The following is a 21,873-nucleotide window of genomic DNA, read 5'->3' as shown; positions in this document are numbered from 1 at the left end:
CTATTGCAGTGTTATTTTGTGGCTTAAGGGGGCGGAAGCAGACGATTCAGAAAGGAGGAAGTAACAAAAAGAGAGTTGCCTCAGCAGCATCCCCTCAATGTGGAACCGTGAAGGAATGCTGCCGTCTGTGTTCAGGCCACGATCAACGCTTTTCCTGATAAGCCATCCAGGTCAGTAACTGCAGGCTGGCAGAAAAGTAGTTCTGCTCAGGAGACAGTTTGTCACTCAGGTAGCCTGTTTCGTTGAGCACCAAATCACGTACCGCCAGCAAGCCGCCTTCCAGATGGTAAGGCGCCGCCGTATTGGCCAGCACATCAAACCAGGCCGGCGTATTCATACGACCATAGCCCTGCCAGAGTCGCTGGAAAGGCCCCAGCGCCAGGCTTTGCGGATCGTACCACCAGATATTCAGCGGCACGCGGATGGCATCGTAACTAAAGCGATTTGAATAACCCACCGCGGGCGCGACGGAGCCGTCGGCGTTCAGCGCGACCCAGTCAAGCGGCAGATCGCTGTTGCCAAAATGCATCTTGCCCAGCAGCGCCATCCCGCCGTCAATCAGCTTGTTCCAGACCTGCAAATGGCTGCGCTGGCCGAACTCCTGCCAGGCGACAAACAGGAAATAAGAGGGATTCAAAACCACATAGCTGTTCTTATTGAATCCCTGCGCGCCCGGCATCATTACGGTGTAGCCACCGAAGTTCGTCACATCGAGTTTGACTATCGCACGCTGAATGCGGTCCGATTCCTGCTGATAATCGCTTGCATTCCATTTTTGCGCAGCCCGTTGCAACGCCCATGCAATCAGCACATCGCCATCGGACGCGTTATTTTTATCCGCGACAGGATCCTGTGCATCAGGAATGTAGCGCCAGTAGAACAGATCGTTTTGCGGATTGCGCAGGTTCGTGCGCGTCCACTTCCAGAGTTTATCGAAGGTCGCGCGATCGTTATAAGCAACCGCCAGCAACATGCCGTAACCCTGGCCTTCCGTGTGACTGACATTATTATTTGCCGTATCAATAATGCGTCCGTCTGACTGAAGAAAGCGGCTTTTATAGGTATCCCAACCACTTGCCATCGCCTGGGTGCTGAAAAACATCATAAACAAGACCAGAATACCGGACCACACTGGCTTAACTCTCATCAGAGCACCTTATTGATATCGAAAATGCATGGTATGACCATCGTTCAGCTCCAGCACAACCGGTACGGTTTTACTGCCGCCCTGGCCCTGAAGCCAGCCAGAAAACATCCCCGCCAGGATGGCGCTCAATGCCGCCTGCCAGTGAGCGACCGACTGTGTGCTGTCGCCGACAGGCAGAGCATGATGCTTAATCAACAGGGCGTTTTCCTGCGGCTGTAACTGCACAAATCCCCAACTGAACCGGGCCAGCTGCAGGTTCACTTCTCGTTCGAAATCCTGCACCGTACGCGATTCAGGTAAAGGATAGCGTGTCGCCAGCGATTCGCCCATGCTGTGCAGAAACGCCTCCGCCTGCTCCTGGCCTGCGTTGGCGATCATTCCTTCGACCATAACGCTGACCAGATCAAACCAGCCAGGCTGATACGGGTGGGTCATCCCGCTAAATGCTTCACTCATTACTTCTCTCCGAATAAATAACGGAAATAGAGCTGCGCCGTGCTCTCGTTATAGTCACCAAAGGTGTCATAACCCAGCTGTCCGCCAATCGTGACATCTTTATCAATTTTGTAATCCGCGCCCGCATGCAGGTTATAACCTACACCGTTTTTACTGTTGCCTTCATAGAAGGCGCTTTTCACATTGCCATTGGCAGCCAGCTGCTCCAGCTGCGCCTGACGGCCCGCATCGCCCGGGAAATAAGCACTCTTATCCTGACTGTAGCTCTGGTAACCCACTGCGCCGCCAATGTTAACTTTAAGATCGTCAAACGTGCGTGAGAAGTCGACTGGGAAAGAAATCGACGCATAGTCCTGCGGGCTGAAATAACCGCCCTGACCATAGCTAAAGTAGCTGAGGTTTTTCGAGAAATTCATCCAGGACAGGCTCATGCCGACCTTTAGTTCACGATCGTCAGCATAGAAAGGACGGACATAAACACCCGCATTGGCTTGCAGGTTATTGTTACTGGCCACGTTATTCCCCACGTAGCTGTAAGCGCCTGCCCCGACAAATAATCCGGCATCGCCGTTGTCATAACTCAGAAGCGCATTGCCGCCGTTTTTGGTGACATTACCCCAACGTTTGCCGCTGGATTTGTCTTCCGCGCCAACGTAAGACAGCAGGCTGTCGGTAATAGCCCGGCGCTCACCGGTCAGAATCAGCGTCAGGAAATCCGTGAGTTTCGGCGACCATTGCACCCCTCCCACCAGCGTATTGAGATCCTGGCCCAGTGGCGTGCTGCCCAGATCGACTTTATAGCTGTCGCCCTGAAGGGCAAGATTCAGCTCCACACCGGATGCGCTTTGCGAATCAGTTGTGGCAGTCGGGACATCGTCAACTTTGGCAAGACCGGCCGCGACCACTTTGCCCTGCTCCAGCGCATTCGTGCCAAAGCGACGCCAGGCATCGCCTGCACCGCTACCCGCCGTGAGTGAAACGGGTGTCATGGTAAAGTTGAAACGCGCATCGCCAAAGGGCACGGTAGAGAAGGTCAGCGGTGCTTTGGCTTCCGTTAACTGACTCAACCCTGACTCACCGTCACGCCCGCGCACCTGCACGGTGCCCTGCGCCCAGGTGCCGGTCTTTTCCTGCAACGTCTCCATCATGGCGTCAACATCGTGCAGCGTCTGAGCCTGCTGAGAGGAAACCGTGTTGGCACTGGCCAGGGTGCCCTCCTGCGCGCCCTCTGCGGATACCGGCGCAACCTGCCACGGCAGCACGGTGCCATAGCTGGACGGCGTGCGCCCCACGGGCGAGGTACTGCGATTGATAAAGGGATTGTCGGCCAGGGCCAGTCCGCCAATGGTCGGCGTGGCACCCGGCTGTGCGCCTTGCAAACCAATAATCTGACCGCGCGCCGAGCGTAGATAGCGCATGGCCTGCATGTGATCGCCATTGGCCTCGGCGACCTGCGCCAGGAGCAACTGACGCTGTGGCGTCTGGCTAGACGTCAGTCCTTTTGCCAGCTCATTGGCACGCTGCACGTTATTTTGTGCCAGCGCGACATTGATTGCGCCAACGCGCGCATCCTGGGATGGCGTATCCTGGGTCATCAAATAGTCGTAGACGACGCCCGCGTCTTTATTCATTTTGCCGTCCTGATACAGACGGGCCATGGCGAACATCAAATCACGGTTCTGCGGATCGCGCTGCAGTGCACCAATCAGCTTATCGTAGGCAGCTGCATACTGCTTCTGCTGTCGCAGCCGATCAACGTCGTTAATCAGGTAACCTTCACGTATCTCTGCCAGCTGCTTTGGTGTACTGCGTGTCTGCAGTTCGGGCAGGCTAAGAAAACGTTGTGCCTCATTGTCCAGCCCGGCCTGATTCAGTACGGCTATCTGAGCGGCATAATCTCCGGCATTCCCCTGAACACCGCGCTGCATATTTCCGCGAACCACCGCCACCGCACTGTTGATATCGCCGGCCTTGGCCAGCTTTTGTGCCAGGTTCCCGGCATCAACAGGATTATCAGGCGGATTCACCGCCAGCGCTTTCAGCGTGTTTGCCGCTGCGGCATTCGATCCTTGCGCCAGATACTGGTCGGCCGTGGCCATTTGCAAATTGAAATTCACACGCTGCGCCAGTTCCCGCATATCACGGTTTTGCTCGCGGGCAGGGATACCCGCCAACAGGGAACTTGCCTGCTGCCAGGCTCCACTTTCACTGGCGTTGATAGCGCCCGCATAGCGTTCCGTGGTGCTGGCACCACTCCGCATCACCGGCTGCATGACGCCTGCCGCCAGCAGGGTATTCCCTTGCTGGCGATAAAGGCGGGCGAGGTCGAGGCGTAACCAGCCATCCTGCGGATAACGCTGGATACCTTGCTGCAGGGTGGCAATCGCGGCATTGATATTGCCTGCCGCGACCTGACGTTTCGCCTGCTGGCGAATCGGATCAACGCTGCTGCCTCGCGGCGCCACACTTTGCCTGACGCTTTCCGGCAATGAGGCCAGTAACGTATTGGCTTCAGCGCTGCGGTTCTGCTGACGCAGCACGTAGAACAATCCTTCGCGTGCGCTCCGGTTATCGGGATCGGTTTTCAGAATCGCGCGGTAAGCCTGCTCTGCCTGATCGGGCTGATTACTGCGGCGCAAAATATCGGCACGGAATAAGCCGGCCGCAACGCCCTTCTCACCTTCGGCATGCGTCAGCGGTTCGCTCAGCGCCAGTGCCTGCGCGCTGTCGCCATTTTTAAAGGCCTGCTGGGCGCTGGCTAACTGCGCATAAAAACGCGCATCAGCAGCCTGCTTCTGGCGATCGGCGCTTTGATCGCCACCCAGTTGCGCCGCGCGCTGCAGATAATCCGCTGCGTCCTGATAACGGCCTTCTCGCTGCGCGACGTATCCCATCCCGGCCAGCGCATCCGCATCCTGCGGGTTAGCCTGTAACACTTTGCCGAAATTGCTTTCTGCCGTGTTCACGTCGCCGCTGTTAAGCGCGCTAAATCCCGCGCCTTTTTCGGCTCCGCCCACGTTCTTGCGGTAATAGTCCATTACCGCATTATCCTGGGGATGTCGCTGCTGCCAGGTCTGGTAAAGCGAGGCATCCGATGCCTGTGGACCCAGCCACAACAGCGCCTGACGAAGAGAACGATCGGCATCCTGATTGCCACTTGCCAGCGTACTCAGCAAGTCAATGCCTTCACGTCGGGTCGAGTCCTGATAAGTCAGCGCCTTGCCCAACGCCAGTTTGGCCCCCGTATCCTGAGGATGCTGGGCTGAAAACTCGCGCAACGCTTCAATCGCCTGTGGCAGCAGCGTGCGATCGCCGGCCATGGTCAGATAATATTCGGCAGCCACGCTGGCGGGCGGTTCGTTGCCGCTAAAGGTATTGCGCCAGGTCTGCAAGGCCGCCGCAATATTTCCACTTCTGGCCTGCTGACGGGCCAGCGAGAGTTGCGCCTGGGGAATCGTCTGCAACTGACGGGCATTATCCAGTTCAGCAAGGTGCGGATTGTCAGGTGAAACCTGACTGAGACGCGTGCGATACTGCATCGCTCCTGCGTTGTCACCGCTTTGTTGCGAATAGAGCGCCAGCAGATAAAGCGCCTGAGTATTGTTCGGCTCAACCATGAGCACTTTTTGCAGTGACGCTTTCGCCAGGTCGTCATGAGCCTTTTGATGCCAGTAGGCCGCCTGATCAAAGAGCGCCTGCAAGGCCGGGTTGCTGCTCTCCGCCGCCTGCAATGGCAAAGACAGCGAGAGCGCCCCGCCCAGTAACAACGCACGACAGATACCGGCACTGATTTGGTTTTTATTCATTATGATGACCCTTACTTCTTACCGGCATCGCGATTGTGTTTTGACTGTAGACGCCGCGACGCATGTCGTTTCAGCATCACCCACGCGGCACTCCCCACGATGGCGGAGAACAGCAGTGCAGCCAGCGCCATTAATACCGAATGCTGATTCGCGTACCACACCACCATCATGTACCACGGCATCTCGCCGCTAGGGAACTGTGGCCCCACCCGGAAACTCCGGATACCGTTCTCATCGGTGATAATCGCCGTATCACCGCGTACCGCCGCGTTGATGCGGGCCGAGCCTAAATCACCGTGCAGGCGCAGCAGTTGATCGTCGCTGGTCGCCACTGCCATGACCACCAGACGATCCGGATTCCACATTGAGCGGTAGCTCAGAAACCCACGCCAGGACTCATTCGAAGAGAAGTAGCGATCGGCATCCAGCGGCTGGCGATACCAGTCGCCCACCAGCCAGCTACGTAATTTTTCGAGCGCAGACGGCTCTTTAACCCCTAACGCACTGCCGTTGGCCTCGTACGGGGAGTTCGCCAGCATCGCCTGGTTAAACGCACTGTTGCCTGTCGTGCTCACTGCCAGTATGTCACTTTGCTGAACGCGAGCCAGGTTATTGCCGCCGACTGGCAGACCAAACAGAACCTGATTTTGTGCCAGCGCCACGCCGGTAGCATTTCCTGCCCTGGCAGACAGGTTTAACAGTGTTGAGATCTCCGCATCGCTTGGATTTTCAGGCAACAGCAGCGTGGTTTGCGAAAAGTCAGCCAGCCGGGAAAACGGGAAAGAGGCACCCACAAAATAGGAGAGATTGGGCAGCATACTGAAATGCCGCGTGTGGCTGAGATCAATCCAGGAATCGTCTTCGATTCGACTTTTGATATTGTTGTTCAGCAAAACGCCGCAGGGCGCATCGGCTTTAGGCTTGATGTTAAAATAAAGCGCCAACTGGTTGTCGCCATAAATCAAATAGGGATCAAGGTTAATCTGGTAATGTTCCTGACGCGCATCTCCCCCTAAGCGATGCCAGGCGCTTTCAAGTAAGCCCACTTTATTCACCGTCAGATTGCGCAAAAACGTGCCGTTCAACGTGACGTTAAGCAGCGAGTTTTTTTCGTCAATCCAGTTTTCCGACGGGAAACGGTAGTGCAAATAGAGTGGGACCGTATCGCCATCCCAGAGGAACAGGTCGGGTGCAGCGCGGAAATTCACCCGCATAGCATCGTGCCAGATGCCGGTCGCCGTCAGGCTTTGATCTTTACGCAGCAGTTCACTCAGTCGCACGGGATGCGTCGTATTGATCCAGTGCGGCGCATCGTAAGGACTGCGCAGGACAATGGACTGCGGTTTGACCTGCATGCTGTTGCTATCGGTCGCCAGTGGCTGGGTGGTCAGACGATAAGCGGCCTGGCGCAGCTGACTTTCATCTTCGCCACTGACCAGCAGGAGCTTATAAACCGGATTACCCGGATTATCGACCATCTGCAGGGATGGACCACGACTGGCTGGGAAGGTTAGCGTACCGATCCTGTCACCAGGATGACCAAACAGGATGCCGTTTTTTTCCGGCAGATTACCGCGCACGACAGGAAAATGGATGCCACGATAATCACTCTGAATACCCAACCAGGAGGCCACCAGCACCGCCGCAGTCACCGTATCCGGCGTGACATTGTCGGCAAAGCTAAACGTCACGTCAGCCGCAGTCATACGCTGAGGATCGATAAATGGACGCGGGAAATTACGCAGGCTGGTGCCAATATTTAACTGCTGGCCTTCAAGGCTCAGCATCGTTTTAGGCAGAATAGTGACCTGGTACTGCTCTGCGCTGTCTTTTTCACACAGCAGCTTGTCCGCGTCGTTAATTTTGAAACTCAAATTGTTACTGGACACAATCATCGCTGCCGGAATGTCCAGCTGATAATCGCTTTCATCGCTGTCACCCGACCCCAGCGGCAGCGTGCCAAGCGGCTGTCCGTTTAACATCAGCTGCAATGAGGTATTGCGCGCGGCGAGCGCCTGGGAAACGCGCAGGGACAGGTTGAGACGCGCGTTGGTCACCACCTCGTCGCCCGGTAGGGTAAAAATGATGCCTGACTGCAGTTGTCCGCCAGTCAGCGTAATGCCCTGACGTTGTCCCATCTGTGCCACGTTTAGCGTGCTGCTCACCGGCTGGTTGAGCATGCTGCTGACCATTGAGGTTGTGTCGACGGAGGAAGCGGCCTGGCCTGGTCTGTAGGGCGTTTCGCCTGCGGCGGCCTCCAGACCCGTTTCCGCATTACCGAGGCCGGCTGGCGGTGGCACGCTGGATAACGCGCTGCTGTCCTGAGTGACGGGCGAAGCGCTGCCGGCAGGCTGTGCATCCGCCGTTGCGGGAACCTTTTCTCCGATCTGTGTGGCCGAATCGGCAACGGCGGCACCCTTAACGGGCGCCGTCGGGCTGGCAGATACCGTACTGTTCTCAGGCGCGCCAGTCGCAACACTCGATGCCGAGCGGTTATCCGCCGCACTGCTGTCCGCAGGCGTGATCTGGCTGCTAAGTGCAGGGTCGCTGCCCGGGGCCGCGCTGTTATTTGGCGCCACACTGTTATTCGGTACCGAACTGTTATTTGGCACCGCACTGTCGGTCGGAGCCGCACTGTTATTTGGTACCGCACTGTCGCTCGGAGCCGCACTGTTATTCGGTACCGTACTGCTGTTTGGAGCCGCGCTGCTGTTTGGCACCATACTGTTATCTGCGAGGGGCGTTTCAGCCGAGGCCGGAATGACCCACAGCACCGCCGAGAGAGAACCGGCCAGCATCGACTGTATCAAGATCCTCATACTGCGCTGTCCTCTTTCGTCGCAACGTCTGGGCCGCTCTTACGCTTCTCACGACGATCTCGCCAGGTCAGCCAGAACAGTTCAAAAACCGTTCGAATGATGGTGCCCAGAGAGGTTAACGGATTGTCCTGCTTATATTCAGGCTGGATCCACGCATCGGCACGCGCCAGTACCACGCGCACCAGTTCGCGGCGACGTGCCAACGGCATGGCACCAAAGCTCAGACGAATGCTTTCTTCATCGCCCGATATTTTGGTCGCCGGGATAGTAATGGTGCCTGATTTCAGTATCAGATCGATCTCTTCAATCGTATCGTGCTCATGACGATTATCTGGCGCATCCAGATTCGCGCCGCCCATCGACAGATCGCTGGTCATCGTGCGGGATGAGATGCCGCTGGCATAGTGGATAATGGCCGGAATCTGTACCTCGATACGAATCGTTTTTCGTACCTGCTTGGTTTCGCGTGCCACGGCAATGGCTGCCATCAAAATGATTAAGCTAAAGACTGCCCACCCGACGTTGAGCGCAATCACGTAGGGATCCACGCCAAAATAGTCATGCATGGTGGCGCGCACGATGCCCGCCACAATGCCGATGCTGAGCAGAAAGGCAACGATGACGTGAGGACGAACGATATGGAAATCAAAGAATCCCTGGTCCAGTACGCCGCCCTTATCCGTCACGTTAAATTTTCCGTGTTTGGGTGAAAGCAACGTGAGGATAGTCGGGATGACCAGATGAAAGCACATGACCGTTTCATAGATTTCACCCCAGAAGGTGTAGCGGAAACGGCCATTCATGCGTGAGTTAACATACAAGGAGAGGACAAGATGCGGCAAAACGTAGGCGAAAATCAGCGACGCCGACGAATGGATGATATTCAGATTAAACAGCAGATAGGCAAGCGGCGCGGTCAGGAAGACCACTCGCGGCAGACCAAACTGGAAATGCAACATGGCATTCAGGTAGCACAACCGCTGTTGCCATTTCAAGCCACGGCCGAACAGCGGGTTATCCACGCGAAAAATCTGCGTCATACCACGGGCCCAGCGCGTACGTTGAATAACGTGCAGCCCGAGGCGCTCTGTCGCCAGGCCAGCAGCCAGCGGAATCGCCAGAAACGCGGATCCCCAACCCAGACGCTGCATTTTCAGCGCGGTGTGCGCATCTTCGGTAACCGTTTCTACTGCGAAGCCGCCGATCTCTTCCAGGGCTGAACGACGAATTACGGCACAGGAACCACAGAAGAAGGTCGCGTTCCAGTTATCGTTACCCTGCTGAACCGGGCCATAGAACAGCGATCCCTCATTAGGAATACTGCGAGCGGCACTCAGGTTACGCTCAAACGGATCCGGCGAGTAAAAGTAGTGTGGCGTCTGCAACAGTGCTAGCTTAGGATCTTTCAAAAACGGCCCCACCGTTGCCTGCAGGAAAGTCCGGGTGGCGACGTGGTCACAGTCAAAGACGCAAATCAGCTCCCCTTTGGTAATCTTCATCGCGTGATTAAGATTACCCGCTTTAGCATGGCTGTTATCATCACGAGTGATATAGCCCACTCCCACATCGGCAGCGAAAACGGCAAATTCTCTGCGTTTACCATCATCAAGCAGGTAAACCTTAATTTTATCGCGTGGATAGTCGATGCACTGGGCAGCCAAAACCGTGTCGCGCACCACGTCGAGGCTTTCATTATATGTCGGGATATAGACATCGACCGTTGGCCATAAGTGGGTGTCTTCTGGCAAGGGTTCAATAGTACGTTTTAATGGCCATGTGGTCTGCAGGAAACCCAGGATTAAAATCAGCCAGACGTACAGCTCAGCAATATATAAGCCGATGCCAAGTATCGCTTCGATTTCAGAATTAAAATACAGGGTTTCCGTTGTTCGCCACCATATATATCGGGACGACATCAGGGCGGAAAGAATAACCATTACGACCGTTATTTTACGGCTTTTACTGACCCCCAATAAAAACACCATACCGATGCTTATCAAGCCAAAAATATACTGCTTTTGGCTATCCATTGGCGTGATAATGATCACCGCAGCAACAGGTGCAAGCACCAGCAGCAGCAGGTAAAACCCGATTTTACCCATGTTCCACCCTGAAAGAGCTGTTTTTTTAAACCTGGCCTGGCCAGGTCATTACATTTAATAGTTGCTGGTGTGAATCTGTGCCTGAACTTCGCCATTCCCTACATTGACATTCAGAATACTGGCGACGCGTTTAGCGATCAGTTCAATATCAAAGGCAGCGGCGGATGACGGGCTGAAATCATAAACAGATTGCTGTGAGGCATTCGCTTCACCCACACTTTCATCGCGATGAATCTGGCCCAAAAGATTATCGCCAAGACGTTGCTGAATAAAAGCCGTCACGTCACGATTAATATTCCGGCGATTGTCGCACTGATTCAGAACAAAATAATGTCCGTGTTTACTGTTCAGCGGCTGACCAATCAGGCGATTTTCTTCAATATGCGGTAATAACGATACTGAGGCGGTATCGGCCAACATCACGACCAGATGCATATCGGCTAAGGTCTTTATCGCTTTAAGCGCAGGGCCGGGGCCCGGCGGAAAATCCGCGACCATGACCAGACCGGGATAGTTCAGTAACGTGTCGAGGCCGCGCTTAATGAAGTGAGGATCTTTGGTCAGGTTTTCTTCAAACCGTTCGCGCTGGGATTCGGTCACGTTGCCGTAGGGCAGGACAAAAATATTTCCGCCGGTAGTCAGAATAGACTGGCTCCAGTCCGCCTGTTCCTCCGAGCGCGCAACAAAGCCGCGTCCATCGTGCAGCGGCACGCCAAAATGAAGGCGAAGGGCGTTCTGAACATCAAAATCGATTGCTAACACTTTGCTACCTGAACGGGCCAGACTCCAGGCCAGATTCGCTGCCAACGTCGTTTTCCCCACCCCACCTTTGGGCGAGCACACACAAACTAACGGCATAAGGCAATCTTCTCCAGTAGCGGTTTTAATAACGTTTCTTTTGGTAAATTTTCTGACCCACTGCTGCGCGCGCGGAAGAGCCCGCTAAAACGGCTATGATCTGTGGCAGGAACGCCAGTATTCGGCTGCGCCGTTACCTGTGGTATCCACGTTTCTTTCTCAGTTACGGGCGAAACCCTCACCGCATCCTGTGCAACAGACTGCGCGGAGGGAGCCGGGAAGAGAGGTGAGGCAGAAGAAGGGGCAACGGGCGCCACAACGTCAACATCGGGTTCGCTATTGGTCAGGCTATCCATAATAGAATGCGAAGACACAGCAGCAGGCGGCGTGACAGGCTGAGAACGCTCCGTCACCTCAGGCATGCTGAATTCGTCACCCTGAATCGGCTGGGGCTGAGGCAGATCAATACGTTGTCCCCCACTAAAAGGCATGTGCTGGTCTTCGCTCGCCAGTTGACGAATGAGAGACCATTTGCTTTTATCCGCCGCTTCCTGCGATTGGCCTGACATATCCTGAAAGGCGATGTCGAGCGTTTTTGTCTTTTCCTTAAAACGCTGCAAGTCGTCGTAATTTTTCATAGACCCTGGCCTACAACTAAGGGGGGATTTTTCCAGGAATATATCATAATAATTTAAACACAGTGAGATAATTCTGATTACAAAACCGACGAATTCAATAAGAAAGCTTAATACTAATCACTACTCTTTAGCAAAAAATGAGTACTATTTCACATATATCCGTAAAAATTGTTGAGACCATCTTAAGTTAAATATTTTCACAGGTGATTAACATCTTAGCGATCGCTTACATCAGGATAGCCGCTGTTCCAACCCTTTGTATTTTTAGGCAAAAAAAATTTCGTTCGGTTCGGCATTTTACCGGCTGGTGTGCCTTTTCCCTGGACAGATTCCGTGTTTTCAAATTACGGCTGGTAAAGTATTACCCTGCTAATTATCGCTAATTAAAAAACCGATCGCTGTTGAAATCATTATCTTTTAGGACATTTATCTCAGGGGTCGGTTTGTTTAATCCATCCACGGGGTAAAAAAATAAAGCGACTTCATCCTGCTACAGTAGAACGCTGGCACTGAAAACGCCCCTGTTCATGTCGCTAATGTATCAATTAGGGTGAAGACCTCTCGTTTTCCCTTATGACGACCCGCTAATGATTGTGCCGGTGCGAACGCTGATGAACAGGCTTCGGACGCGCAGCAGCAGCGCCCAGGCAGGACGTTTCACCGGCAGGATGTGGCACGGAATCTGGAACGCACATCGCACGTTGCTGGACTTTCACAGGCGAAGGCGAATGAAAACGTTGTGTTGTTAAACAGACAGAATAACGAAATGAACGTACGGCGGTGATGGCGGAATCCCTGTGGTTAACCCCACGAGGATTCCGCCTGTCACTGATTAAGGCTGGCTGGCAGACTCAACTGATGCCGTTAGCTGGTTTTCATCCTGGTCAACCGCGAAGCAGGCTATCTGTTGGTCGCCATACTGCTTGAGTTGGGGCTGCAGCTGGACACAGGTGCCAAAACGACGCCGGCAGCGGGCATTGAATGCGCAACCGGGCGGTGGATTCAGCGGGCTGGGGAGTTCCCCGGTCAGCTTAATACGTTCACGACGCTCATCAGGATTGAGCCGCGGCGTGGCAGAAAGTAGCGCCTGGGTGTAAGGATGACGTGGATTGGCAAAAATCGCCTCTTTGCTGCCCTTTTCCACGCAGCGCCCCAGGTACATCACCATCACGTCATCTGCGATATGCTCGACCACGGATAAATCGTGAGAAATGAACACATAGGACAGCCCCATCTCTTGCTGCAGATCCATCATCAGATTAAGCACCTGTGCCCGTACGGACACGTCCAGTGCTGAAACCGGCTCGTCAGCAATCAGCACGTCTGGCTCAAGCATCAGGCCACGGGCAATGGCAATACGCTGACGTTGGCCACCCGAAAACATATGGGGATAACGATCGTAATGCTCGGTTTTCAATCCTACCTTGGCCATCATCTCCAGCGTTTTCTCGCGACGTTCCGCTTTACTGAGCGAAGTATTGATAACCAGCGGCTCTTCCAGGATCTGGCTGACTTTTTTGCGTGGATTCAGAGAACCATACGGATTCTGAAAGACGATCTGAATTTTCTGCCGGCGCAGCTTCTGGGCGTGGGGATCGTGTTTTAACAAATCCTGACCGTGCCAGTAAAGCTGTCCTTCTGTTGGCGTTTCAATCATGGTGAGTAAACGGCCCAGTGTGGATTTACCGCAGCCAGACTCTCCGACAACCGCCAGCGTTTTACCGCGCTCCAGATTAAAAGAGACGCCATCCAGCGCTTTAACCAGGCGTTCCTGACCAAACAATCCTTTCTTCACCGGATAGTGTTTTTTCAGGTCGATAGCCTGCAGCAGATACTCGTGCTTTGTATTATCAGGACTCATAAGTTGGTCTCCCGGCATCGTCCAGCGGATAGTGACATTTGGACTGACGTCCCGGAATCGTCCGCAGTTCAGGTTCTTCTTTACGGCAGCGGTCATTGGCATAAGGGCAGCGCGGATTAAGCAGGCAGCCTGACGGACGATCGTATTTTCCAGGCACGACACCGGGTAATGAGGCCAGCCGTGCTTTGTCCGCCGCGAATTCCGGTAACGCCCTGAGCAGTGCCTGGGTGTAAGGATGACGCGGCGCTTTAAAGATATCCGTCGCTTTGCCACTTTCCACAACCTGCCCGGCGTACATCACAATAATGTGGTGTGCGGCTTCCGCTACCAGCGCCAGATCGTGAGTAATCAGGATCAGCGCCATGTTTTCCTGCCTTTGCAGATCCAGCAACAACTCAATGATCTGTGCCTGAATTGTGACGTCCAGCGCGGTTGTGGGTTCGTCAGCAATCAGCAGCTTTGGACGACAGGCGATAGCCATGGCGATCATCACGCGCTGGCTCATCCCGCCCGAAAGCTGATGAGGATAAACATCCAGACGCGAAGCGGGGTCGGGAATCCCCACCTGATTCAGGAGGTCAATTGCCCGCTGGCGGCGGGTGCTTTTATTACCGCCCTGATGCACCTTGATGGCTTCCATGATCTGGTAGCCCACGGTATAGCAGGGATTCAGGCTGGTCATCGGGTCCTGAAAAATCATTGCAACTTCGGCGCCCACTAACTGACGACGTTCTTTTTCAGAAATCCGCTTCAGATCGCGTTGATTGAACTCGAGTTTTTCCGCCATGACTTTTCCGGGAAAATCGATCAATCCCATGATGGCCAGAGAACTCACGGATTTACCCGAGCCGGATTCGCCAACAATGCCCACCACCTGGCCTTGCTCAACCTGGTAGCTAATGCGATCAACTGCGCGGAACGGTGCCTTATCGTCGCCGAAATGCACCGATAATTTATCTACATTTAATAATGCCATCTCGGTGCCTCTTTACTGCTTGAGTTTCGGGTCGAGGGCATCACGCAAACCATCGCCCATCAGGTTAAATGCCAGCACGGTAAGCAGAATGACTAATCCAGGGAACGTCACCACCCACCAGGCACTTTGCGCATACTGTAAGACGTCGGAGAGCATGGTGCCCCACTCCGGCGTTGGCGGCTGCGCACCCATTCCGAGAAAGCCCAACGCCGCCATATCGAGAATGGCGTTGGAAAAGCCTAATGAAGCCTGAACGATCAACGGTGCCAGACAGTTAGGTAAAATGTTGACGAACATCTGACGCAACATGCCTGCCCCCGCTACACCGGAAGCCGTCACATAGTCCCGGTTCACTTCAACCAGCACCGCTGCGCGCGTCAGACGGATATAGTGGGGAAGCGCGACAAACGTTAGCGCAATGGACGCATTAACAATCGACGGGCCAAAAATGGCGACCAGCACCAGCGCCAACAGCAGGCTGGGCAACGCCAGCATAATATCGACCAGGCGCATAATGGTGGCATCTACCGCACCGCCGATATACCCGGCCAGCAAACCAAAAATGACGCCAAAAATCAGCGACAGTACGACCACCATACAGCCAACCAGCAATGACAGGCGGGCGCCATACATCAGACGCGACAAAATATCGCGACCCACGTCGTCAGTGCCAAGGATATAGCTCCAGCTTCCGCCTTCCTGCCAGACAGGCGGATGCAGCAGAGCGTCACGGAACTGCTCCGCCGGCCCGTGCGGTGCCAGGACGTCAGCAAAGATGGCGATCAACAGCATTAACACGATATAAACCAGGCCCGTTACTGCGCCTTTATTACGTTTAAAATAGTGCCAGAATTCCTGAATCGGGGTCATCGGCTTGGGTGCAACATTTACGCTTGCGGGATCAACAACAGACATGATGCCCCCTTATTTCTTGTGGCGTATGCGCGGATTCACCACGCCATACAGCAGATCAACCAGCAGGTTGACCAGGATGATCAGAATAGCCGTCAGTAACACACCGCCCTGCACAACGGGATAGTCACGGCGTTGCAGCGCTTCGATTAACCAACGGCCAAGGCCCGGCCAGGAAAAAATGGTTTCAGTCAGGATTGCGCCTGCCAGCAGCGTACCGACCTGCAGGCCGATAACGGTGACAACCGGCAACATCGCATTACGCAGCGCGTGAATGACAATGACGCGCATACGCGTCAGGCCTTTCGCACGCGCCGTACGGATATAGTCTTCCCCCAGCACTTCCAGCATGGAAGAACGCGTCATACGTACGATGACCGCCAGCGGAATCGTACCCAGCACGATAGCGGGCAGAATCATATGCATGACCGCATCTTTGAAGTCGCCAGGCTCACCCCAGATTAACGTATCGATCAGCATGAAACCGGTGAGCGGATGGCTGTCATCCAGGAACACGGTATCTGCAACACGTCCGGAAACGGGCGTGAGATTAAGCTGAACAGATACCAGCATAATCAGCATGATGCCCCACCAGAAAATCGGCATTGAGTAGCCGGTCAGTGAAATGCCCACCGCGGTATGATCAAACACCGAGCCACGTTTCACCGCAGCCATGACGCCGACCGGGATCCCTACGCATACGGCAAACATCATGGCGCAGATGCCCAGTTCCAGCGTAGCTTTAAAGCGCGGAACAAATTCGGTCCACACAGGAATGCGGCTTTTCAGTGAAATGCCTAAATCCCCATGCAGAACGCCATAGATATAGTGCAGATACTGCTTCCACAGCGGTTGATCGAGCCCCATCATCGCCATCAATTCAGCATGGCGCTCAGGGGAAATACCGCGCTCGCCTGCCATGATAAGCACCGGATCGCCCGGAATCATGTGCACAAACGCGAAGGTCAATAATGTAATACCGATGAACGTTGGGATGACAAGCCCCAGACGCCGGAGTATGAACTGCAGCATAGGCGTAATTCTCAGTCGTTTTCCCCTGGCCCTGGCCAGAGATAACATTGCTCATTAACCGCACCCGGCGACAGCCGGACGCGACGCAAGAAGCGCTTCTTTAATAAAAGTAATTAGCCGGAAAAAAAGAGCAGGCAACAGGCGATCGGTGGCGATCGCCTGAGGGCCGGAAAAACCGGCCCTTACTGCAATAATCCGAAAGGTTATTCCTGAATATCGACGGTTTCGAAGTGATGTTTACCTAATGGATCAACCACATAGCCGGTGACTTTCTTACTCACAGGCTCATAAACGGTTGAGTGCGCAATGATCAGTGCAGGCGCCTGATCGTGCATCACTACCTGAGCTTGCTTGTAATATTCAATACGCTTGTTGTGATCGGATTCTGCACGGGCTGGCTGGATCAGATCTTCAAACGGCTTGTAACACCAGCGGGAGTAGTTAGAACCGTCTTTGGCCGCCGCACAGCTGAACAACGTCGCGAAGAAGTTATCTGGATCCCCATTATCACCGGTCCAGCCCATCATCACGGTTTGGTGTTCGCCCGCTTTGGCGCGTTTCAGGTACTCGCCCCACTCATAGGTCACGATTTTGGCTTTAACGCCGATTTTGGCCCAGTCAGACTGAATCATCTCAGCCATGCGGCGTGCGTTCGGGTTATAAGGACGCTGAACCGGCATCGCCCACAGGTCGATTGAGAAACCGTCAGCCATACCAGCTTCTTTCAGCAGGGCTTTAGCTTTCTCCGGATCGTAGGCGTAATCTTTAACGTCGTTGTTGTAGCCCCACATTGTCGGTGGGATCAGGTTTTTCGCTGGCTGGCCCGCGCCCTGATATACCGCATCAATGATGGCTTGTTTGTTAACCGCCATAGTCAGTGCCTGACGCACTTTCACGTTATCCAGCGGCTTCTTCTCAGTATTAAACGACAGATAACCGACGTTCAGACCAGGCTGTTCCATCAGATTAATTTTGCTGTCTTTTTTCATGCTGGCGATATCAGCCGGGTTCGGATAAGGCATGATCTGACATTCGCCTTTCTGCAACTTGGCGTAGCGCACTGAGGCATCTGGAGTGATTGAGAAAACCAGCCGATCGATTTTTGGCTTGGTTCCCCAGTAATCCGGGTTAGCTTTATACAGAATACGCGAGTCTTTCTGGTACTGCTGGAGCACAAATGGGCCCGTGCCAACCGGGTTCAGGTCAACTTTCTCTGGCGTACCGGCTTTCAGCATGTTGTCGGCATATTCTTTAGACATGATGGAAGCAAAATCCATCCCCAGGTCAGCCAGGAAAGGCGCTTCAGGACGCGTCAGCACGAAGCGTACGGTATGATCGTCCACTTTTTCGATTTTGCTGATCAGCTTTGGCATATCCATACCTTCAAAGTACTCATAGCTGCCGCCAGAGACGTTGTGGTACTTGTTGTTTTTATCTAACTGACGCTCAAAAGAGAACACCACGTCATCAGCGTTTAACTCACGCGTAGGTTTGAAATCTTTCGTCGTCTGCCATTTCACGCCGTTGCGTAAATGGAAGGTATAGGTTTTACCATCAGCACTGACGTCCCACTTTTCGGCCAGGCCCGGCACCAGTTCGGTCGTACCGGTTTTGAACTCAACCAAGCGATTATAGATAGGTACAGAACTGGCATCATAGGTTGTACCCGAGGTAAAGAGCTGCGGGTTAAACCCTTCCGGAGAACCTTCCGAACAATAAACCAGGGTTTTTGCCTGAACACCTGCGGCTACGGTCATGGCGACGAGGCTCAGACCGACCTTCAGCATCCTGGATTTGGCCAGGGAGTTGATCATGCTTTTGCTCCATTGTGATGTGTTGTTGTGTGCATTGCCCGACCTCTGGTTTTTTTATGCGGTTCAGGCGGTCCACCCTGCGGGTGTGATAAGAGTGAGATAGTTTGTTTGGATAATCCTAATTGATAAGCACCCATCAGAAAAATCTGTATCTGCACTGTTATTGACGCATCAATTTGTCAACAGTTGCAAAGAACGTCAATACAACGGTTACTTATTTACACAGAGTGTGAGGAATAGCAAGCAACGATAAAAAAAACCCATACAGACGCAATGCCATATAATGCACAGCGGCATGGGTTTATATGCCATGTATTCTGCTACACAGGTCATAAATGAGCAGTGATTTGCGCTAAAAAAAAACAGACATCATTTAGCGCCAAATGTTGGATATCTGAACGATTTACTGTGCGTTATGACGTTCACACAGCGAAAAATGCTGTTAACTTTGGGTTGAAAATGACCAATTTGCCATTTTGTGGCATAACCAAAACTTATCTTTTATCCCTCTGTAACCCTCTGATGAGAAGGCCTGCATAGCGATGAGACAATAAAACAGGCTGTCTGGAGCAGAAATTGATTTCAAGGAGGAATTATGGCGGTCCCGAAAAAAGTGTGACATTAGATATTCTAATAACCGAGGCGGGGCAATAGCGTCTGGCAGAGGTGTTATTTATGCCTGTGAGAAACGGCCTCCTTTTATACGAATTGCGCCGGTCAAATTGTCTGCCTGAATCGATTGCGACAGGCCCGGCTCTCCTTGGACCGTTGCGTTCGCAACGTTGTCTCGCTGCGCTCGGCGCAACCCTCCTTCGGAGGTTCTCATCCTCTTTCATTCAGGCGAAAAAAAACCTGTCTTTGCAGACAGGTTTCTTAAATATGGTCGGCGAGAGAGGATTCGAACCTCCGACCCACTGGTCCCAAACCAGTTGCGCTACCAAGCTGCGCTACTCGCCGATGGGGGCGCATGTTACTGCTCCCCCCAGGAAGCGTCAACCGCTTTTTGCGCTTTCCCGCCCAATCGCCTGGAAAGCAGGCGGCCAGCGAGTTTTATGCCTTGCCGCGAAAAATTGCCTTACCGCTATAGCGCTTTTGACGCTGTCCCGGCAGGTGCCTGACACCAGTTATTAGCCTGCTTAATCCCGCCATTTGGCGAGGTGTAACCCAGGCAGCCCATAATGGTATCAAACAGCTCGACATGACGATGGGTTTTGCCGACGCGCTGTTGCGCCTGCAGGCGTTCGAAGTTTTCACGGTTTGTCGGGTCAGCCAGATATTTATCTGACGCCCAGACCATCATAGGAACACGGAACTGCTCCGGCGGTGCCATTTCACGCGGCGTACCATGCAGATGCATATTGTCGCTGATCGATTCGCCATGGTCGGATGCATAAAACACGATCGCTTTTTTATCACGCAGCTGATCCAGAACGCTGTCCAGCATGCTGTCCACATAAAGGACGGAATTATCGTAAGCGTTGATCAGTTGCGCTTTGCTACAGGTTTCATCCACGCCCATGCATTCTGGCTGATAGCGTGCAAAACTGCGCGGATAGCGCTGTGAGTAGAGATAATGTGAGCCCTTGGTGTGCAGGACAACCAGATGCTTACCCTTCGGGTAGCGCTGCAGTGAGGCCTGTAACTCAGGCACCAGCAGCATATCATCTACTGATTTACCCTGGTTACGTGGCTCAGAACCAATCTGCTCGCGGAAAGAGAAATTATTGGCGTTGATGTTATCGTAGAACCAAACCTCACTTTGCATCGCAAACAGCTCAGAAGTGAAGCCCAGTTCTTTCATCACTGCGAACACATTTTGCTCTTTCAGTGTTCGCCCGGGATTGTCCATAGTGCCGCCTTCGCGCACAAACATACAACGCAAAGACAACTTGGTCGCGGTATCACAAGATTCGCCACGAAATGCGACCAGATTTTTCTCTTTAGAGAGTTTAGGGGTGGTGTTTCGCTCATAGCCCAGCAAGCCCATATGATCCCAGCGAGTGGTTTCGCCAATAACAAACACCACATAGGTATCATCTAACCCCGGAGGAGCAACATAAGTATATTTCTGGGCAGGATCCAGGAGTTCCTGATTTTCCAGCGTCTCGTCAATCTTGGTCCAGGTAAACAAACCCAGCGCGGCCAGCCAGTTAGAGGGGAGATATGAGTGCGCGACAATTCCGCCATAGCTTGGCAGATCGACGTTGGTCACTTCCTCATTCGCCTTTTGCAACTTGTCGAAGTAACGGATGGGTAACCACACGAGCGCAACGCAGGCCAGCATAATCAAAGTGGGTTTCAGGCGCTGTCCTGGCGTACGTAACTGCTCATTGAGCGTCATACTAAGGTTGTTGCGCCAAATCATGAACAGTGGCAGCGCGCTGACCAGCACCATCCACAGGATAAAGTGATAACCCACCACCTCTTTTGACAAATCGGTATCTGTCGTCATGACTGAGGCGACGATTCCGTAGCCAATGACCACATTGAAAAAGGCCATATAATAGCCAGCAGCAACAGAGATCAGAACAATCAGGGTGGCCAGAATCCGGTAGAACCATTTTCCGCCTAGCGATAACAACCGCATTAGGAAAAACGTCAGCACCACGATAGCGACGACCTCGGTAAACGCGGTCAGCCAGTTTGTCACGGTTGATCGGGTCAGAAAGCCATCAAATCGGCGATAAAAGATTGGTAAATTCAAAAAGATACCGAGATACAGAGCCAGCAAGAGCGACAGCTTTTGCTGTGTTAATGATTTTATGTAATTCATGAAAAATGGTGTTTCCCCGGAGCGAAGCGCTTAACTAAACGTTAATCTGACTGCCATATTTCGGCAGAGTTCGCGAATTAAGCGGGCCGGATAAATAAGAAGAGTATTCTGAACGTTTTTAGACGTCATAATGCGAAGTGGCACAGTTAACCATGCGGCAACAAATTAGACCAGAAAATAATCCCGGACAGGACGTTTCAAAAACGTCACTCAGAAAGGCGAAGAGAGAAAAAAGGGCCTGTATTCAGGCCCTTAAACGTTTAGCGAATGATATTCAGCGTGACATCAATGTTGTTGCGTGTGGCATTTGAATAGGGACAAACGATATGAGCCGCATCAACCAGTTTCTGCGCTTCGGCTTCGTCCATTTCAGGCAGGTGAATATTCAGCGTTGCTTCAATACCGAAACCATTGGGGATAGGGCCAATACCCACTTCACCTTCAATCCATGCATCTTTTGGCATCGCAATTTTGTCACGGCCAGCAACGAACTTCATTGCCCCCAGGAAGCAAGCTGAGTATCCCGCGGCAAAAAGCTGCTCCGGGTTAGTGACTTCGCCACCTGCACCGCCCATCTCTTTCGGTACACCCAGTTTCACATCCAGAACGCCGTCAGATGAAGTTGCACGACCATCACGACCACCGGTAGCCTTAGCTTTTGCACGATAAACCACTTGTTCTAAAGACATATCTGTTCTCCATTACACTATTTAATCGCTCGCGACTTATCAATAAGCAC

Annotated in this window: 14 protein-coding genes and 1 tRNA gene; all 15 read right to left on the bottom strand. The window is 53.2% G+C overall.

Annotated features, from left to right (window positions below; genetic code table 11):
* Positions 1–142: 142 nt before the first annotated feature.
* Complete coding sequence (locus QLG08_RS09745; protein ID WP_014607007.1) at positions 143–1,147, bottom strand: glycosyl hydrolase family 8; 1,005 nt, start codon at positions 1,145–1,147, stop codon at positions 143–145.
* A gap of 9 nt (positions 1,148–1,156) precedes the next feature.
* On the bottom strand, positions 1,157–1,603 hold the full coding sequence (bcsD, locus tag QLG08_RS09740; protein ID WP_013024038.1) for a cellulose biosynthesis protein BcsD: 447 nt from the start codon (positions 1,601–1,603) through the stop codon (positions 1,157–1,159).
* A complete protein-coding gene (locus tag QLG08_RS09735) occupies positions 1,603–5,409 on the bottom strand; it encodes a cellulose biosynthesis protein BcsC (RefSeq protein ID WP_014594992.1) in 3,807 nt (1,268 codons plus the stop codon). Before QLG08_RS09735 ends, bcsD begins: the two co-directional genes overlap by 1 nt.
* Positions 5,410–5,420: 11 nt before the next feature.
* Positions 5,421–8,228, bottom strand: a complete 2,808-nt coding sequence (gene bcsB, locus QLG08_RS09730) for a cellulose biosynthesis cyclic di-GMP-binding regulatory protein BcsB (RefSeq protein WP_238492871.1) — start codon at positions 8,226–8,228, stop codon at positions 5,421–5,423.
* A complete protein-coding gene (gene bcsA / locus QLG08_RS09725; RefSeq protein WP_014607010.1) occupies positions 8,225–10,330 on the bottom strand; it encodes a UDP-forming cellulose synthase catalytic subunit in 2,106 nt (701 codons plus the stop codon). Before bcsA ends, bcsB begins: the two co-directional genes overlap by 4 nt.
* A 54-nt stretch (positions 10,331–10,384) precedes the next feature.
* Positions 10,385–11,188, bottom strand: coding sequence for a cellulose biosynthesis protein BcsQ (gene bcsQ, locus QLG08_RS09720; protein ID WP_013024034.1), 804 nt, complete (start codon positions 11,186–11,188; stop codon positions 10,385–10,387).
* Positions 11,179–11,766, bottom strand: coding sequence for a cellulose biosynthesis protein BcsO (bcsO, locus tag QLG08_RS09715; protein ID WP_112900565.1), 588 nt, complete (start codon positions 11,764–11,766; stop codon positions 11,179–11,181). Before bcsO ends, bcsQ begins: the two co-directional genes overlap by 10 nt.
* Before the next feature lie 832 nt (positions 11,767–12,598).
* Positions 12,599–13,627 (bottom strand): dipeptide ABC transporter ATP-binding subunit DppF, encoded by a 1,029-nt coding sequence (dppF, locus tag QLG08_RS09710; protein WP_014607012.1) that lies wholly within the window; start codon positions 13,625–13,627, stop codon positions 12,599–12,601.
* Complete coding sequence (gene dppD / locus QLG08_RS09705; RefSeq protein WP_013024031.1) at positions 13,617–14,603, bottom strand: dipeptide ABC transporter ATP-binding protein; 987 nt, start codon at positions 14,601–14,603, stop codon at positions 13,617–13,619. Before dppD ends, dppF begins: the two co-directional genes overlap by 11 nt.
* Positions 14,604–14,615: 12 nt before the next feature.
* Positions 14,616–15,518: a dipeptide ABC transporter permease DppC gene (dppC, locus tag QLG08_RS09700; RefSeq protein WP_013024030.1), complete on the bottom strand. Its 903-nt coding sequence runs from the start codon at positions 15,516–15,518 to the stop codon at positions 14,616–14,618.
* 9 nt (positions 15,519–15,527) lie between these two features.
* Positions 15,528–16,547, bottom strand: a complete 1,020-nt coding sequence (gene dppB, locus QLG08_RS09695) for a dipeptide ABC transporter permease DppB (RefSeq protein WP_014607013.1) — start codon at positions 16,545–16,547, stop codon at positions 15,528–15,530.
* 203 nt (positions 16,548–16,750) lie between these two features.
* Positions 16,751–18,361 (bottom strand): dipeptide ABC transporter periplasmic-binding protein DppA, encoded by a 1,611-nt coding sequence (dppA, locus tag QLG08_RS09690; protein WP_014594987.1) that lies wholly within the window; start codon positions 18,359–18,361, stop codon positions 16,751–16,753.
* 880 nt (positions 18,362–19,241) lie between these two features.
* Positions 19,242–19,318 (bottom strand) — tRNA-Pro (locus QLG08_RS09685).
* Between the two features lie 124 nt (positions 19,319–19,442).
* A complete protein-coding gene (eptB, locus tag QLG08_RS09680) occupies positions 19,443–21,134 on the bottom strand; it encodes a kdo(2)-lipid A phosphoethanolamine 7''-transferase (protein WP_014607014.1) in 1,692 nt (563 codons plus the stop codon).
* Positions 21,135–21,394: 260 nt separating this feature from the next.
* A complete protein-coding gene (locus QLG08_RS09675; protein WP_013024026.1) occupies positions 21,395–21,823 on the bottom strand; it encodes an organic hydroperoxide resistance protein in 429 nt (142 codons plus the stop codon).
* Positions 21,824–21,873 lie beyond the last annotated feature (50 nt).

The sequence above is a fragment of the Pantoea sp. V106_11 genome (assembly GCF_029967885.1).
GTDB classification, from domain to species: domain Bacteria; phylum Pseudomonadota; class Gammaproteobacteria; order Enterobacterales; family Enterobacteriaceae; genus Pantoea; species Pantoea ananatis.
This window is presented reverse-complemented; position numbering and strand designations above follow the sequence as displayed.

Excerpts from the sequence above, each read along its gene's own strand:
- QLG08_RS09745 (WP_014607007.1), bottom strand. The coding sequence starts at position 1,147 with ATGAGAGTTAAGCCAGTGTGGTCCGGTATTCTGGTCTTGTTTATGATG.
- bcsD (WP_013024038.1), bottom strand. The coding sequence starts at position 1,603 with ATGAGTGAAGCATTTAGCGGGATGACCCACCCGTATCAGCCTGGCTGG.
- QLG08_RS09735 (WP_014594992.1), bottom strand. The coding sequence starts at position 5,409 with ATGAATAAAAACCAAATCAGTGCCGGTATCTGTCGTGCGTTGTTACTG.
- bcsB (WP_238492871.1), bottom strand. The coding sequence starts at position 8,228 with ATGAGGATCTTGATACAGTCGATGCTGGCCGGTTCTCTCTCGGCGGTG.
- bcsA (WP_014607010.1), bottom strand. The coding sequence starts at position 10,330 with ATGGGTAAAATCGGGTTTTACCTGCTGCTGCTGGTGCTTGCACCTGTT.
- bcsQ (WP_013024034.1), bottom strand. The coding sequence starts at position 11,188 with ATGCCGTTAGTTTGTGTGTGCTCGCCCAAAGGTGGGGTGGGGAAAACG.
- bcsO (WP_112900565.1), bottom strand. The coding sequence starts at position 11,766 with ATGAAAAATTACGACGACTTGCAGCGTTTTAAGGAAAAGACAAAAACG.
- dppF (WP_014607012.1), bottom strand. The coding sequence starts at position 13,627 with ATGAGTCCTGATAATACAAAGCACGAGTATCTGCTGCAGGCTATCGAC.
- dppD (WP_013024031.1), bottom strand. The coding sequence starts at position 14,603 with ATGGCATTATTAAATGTAGATAAATTATCGGTGCATTTCGGCGACGAT.
- dppC (WP_013024030.1), bottom strand. The coding sequence starts at position 15,518 with ATGTCTGTTGTTGATCCCGCAAGCGTAAATGTTGCACCCAAGCCGATG.
- dppB (WP_014607013.1), bottom strand. The coding sequence starts at position 16,547 with ATGCTGCAGTTCATACTCCGGCGTCTGGGGCTTGTCATCCCAACGTTC.
- dppA (WP_014594987.1), bottom strand. The coding sequence starts at position 18,361 with ATGATCAACTCCCTGGCCAAATCCAGGATGCTGAAGGTCGGTCTGAGC.
- eptB (WP_014607014.1), bottom strand. The coding sequence starts at position 21,134 with ATGAATTACATAAAATCATTAACACAGCAAAAGCTGTCGCTCTTGCTG.
- QLG08_RS09675 (WP_013024026.1), bottom strand. The coding sequence starts at position 21,823 with ATGTCTTTAGAACAAGTGGTTTATCGTGCAAAAGCTAAGGCTACCGGT.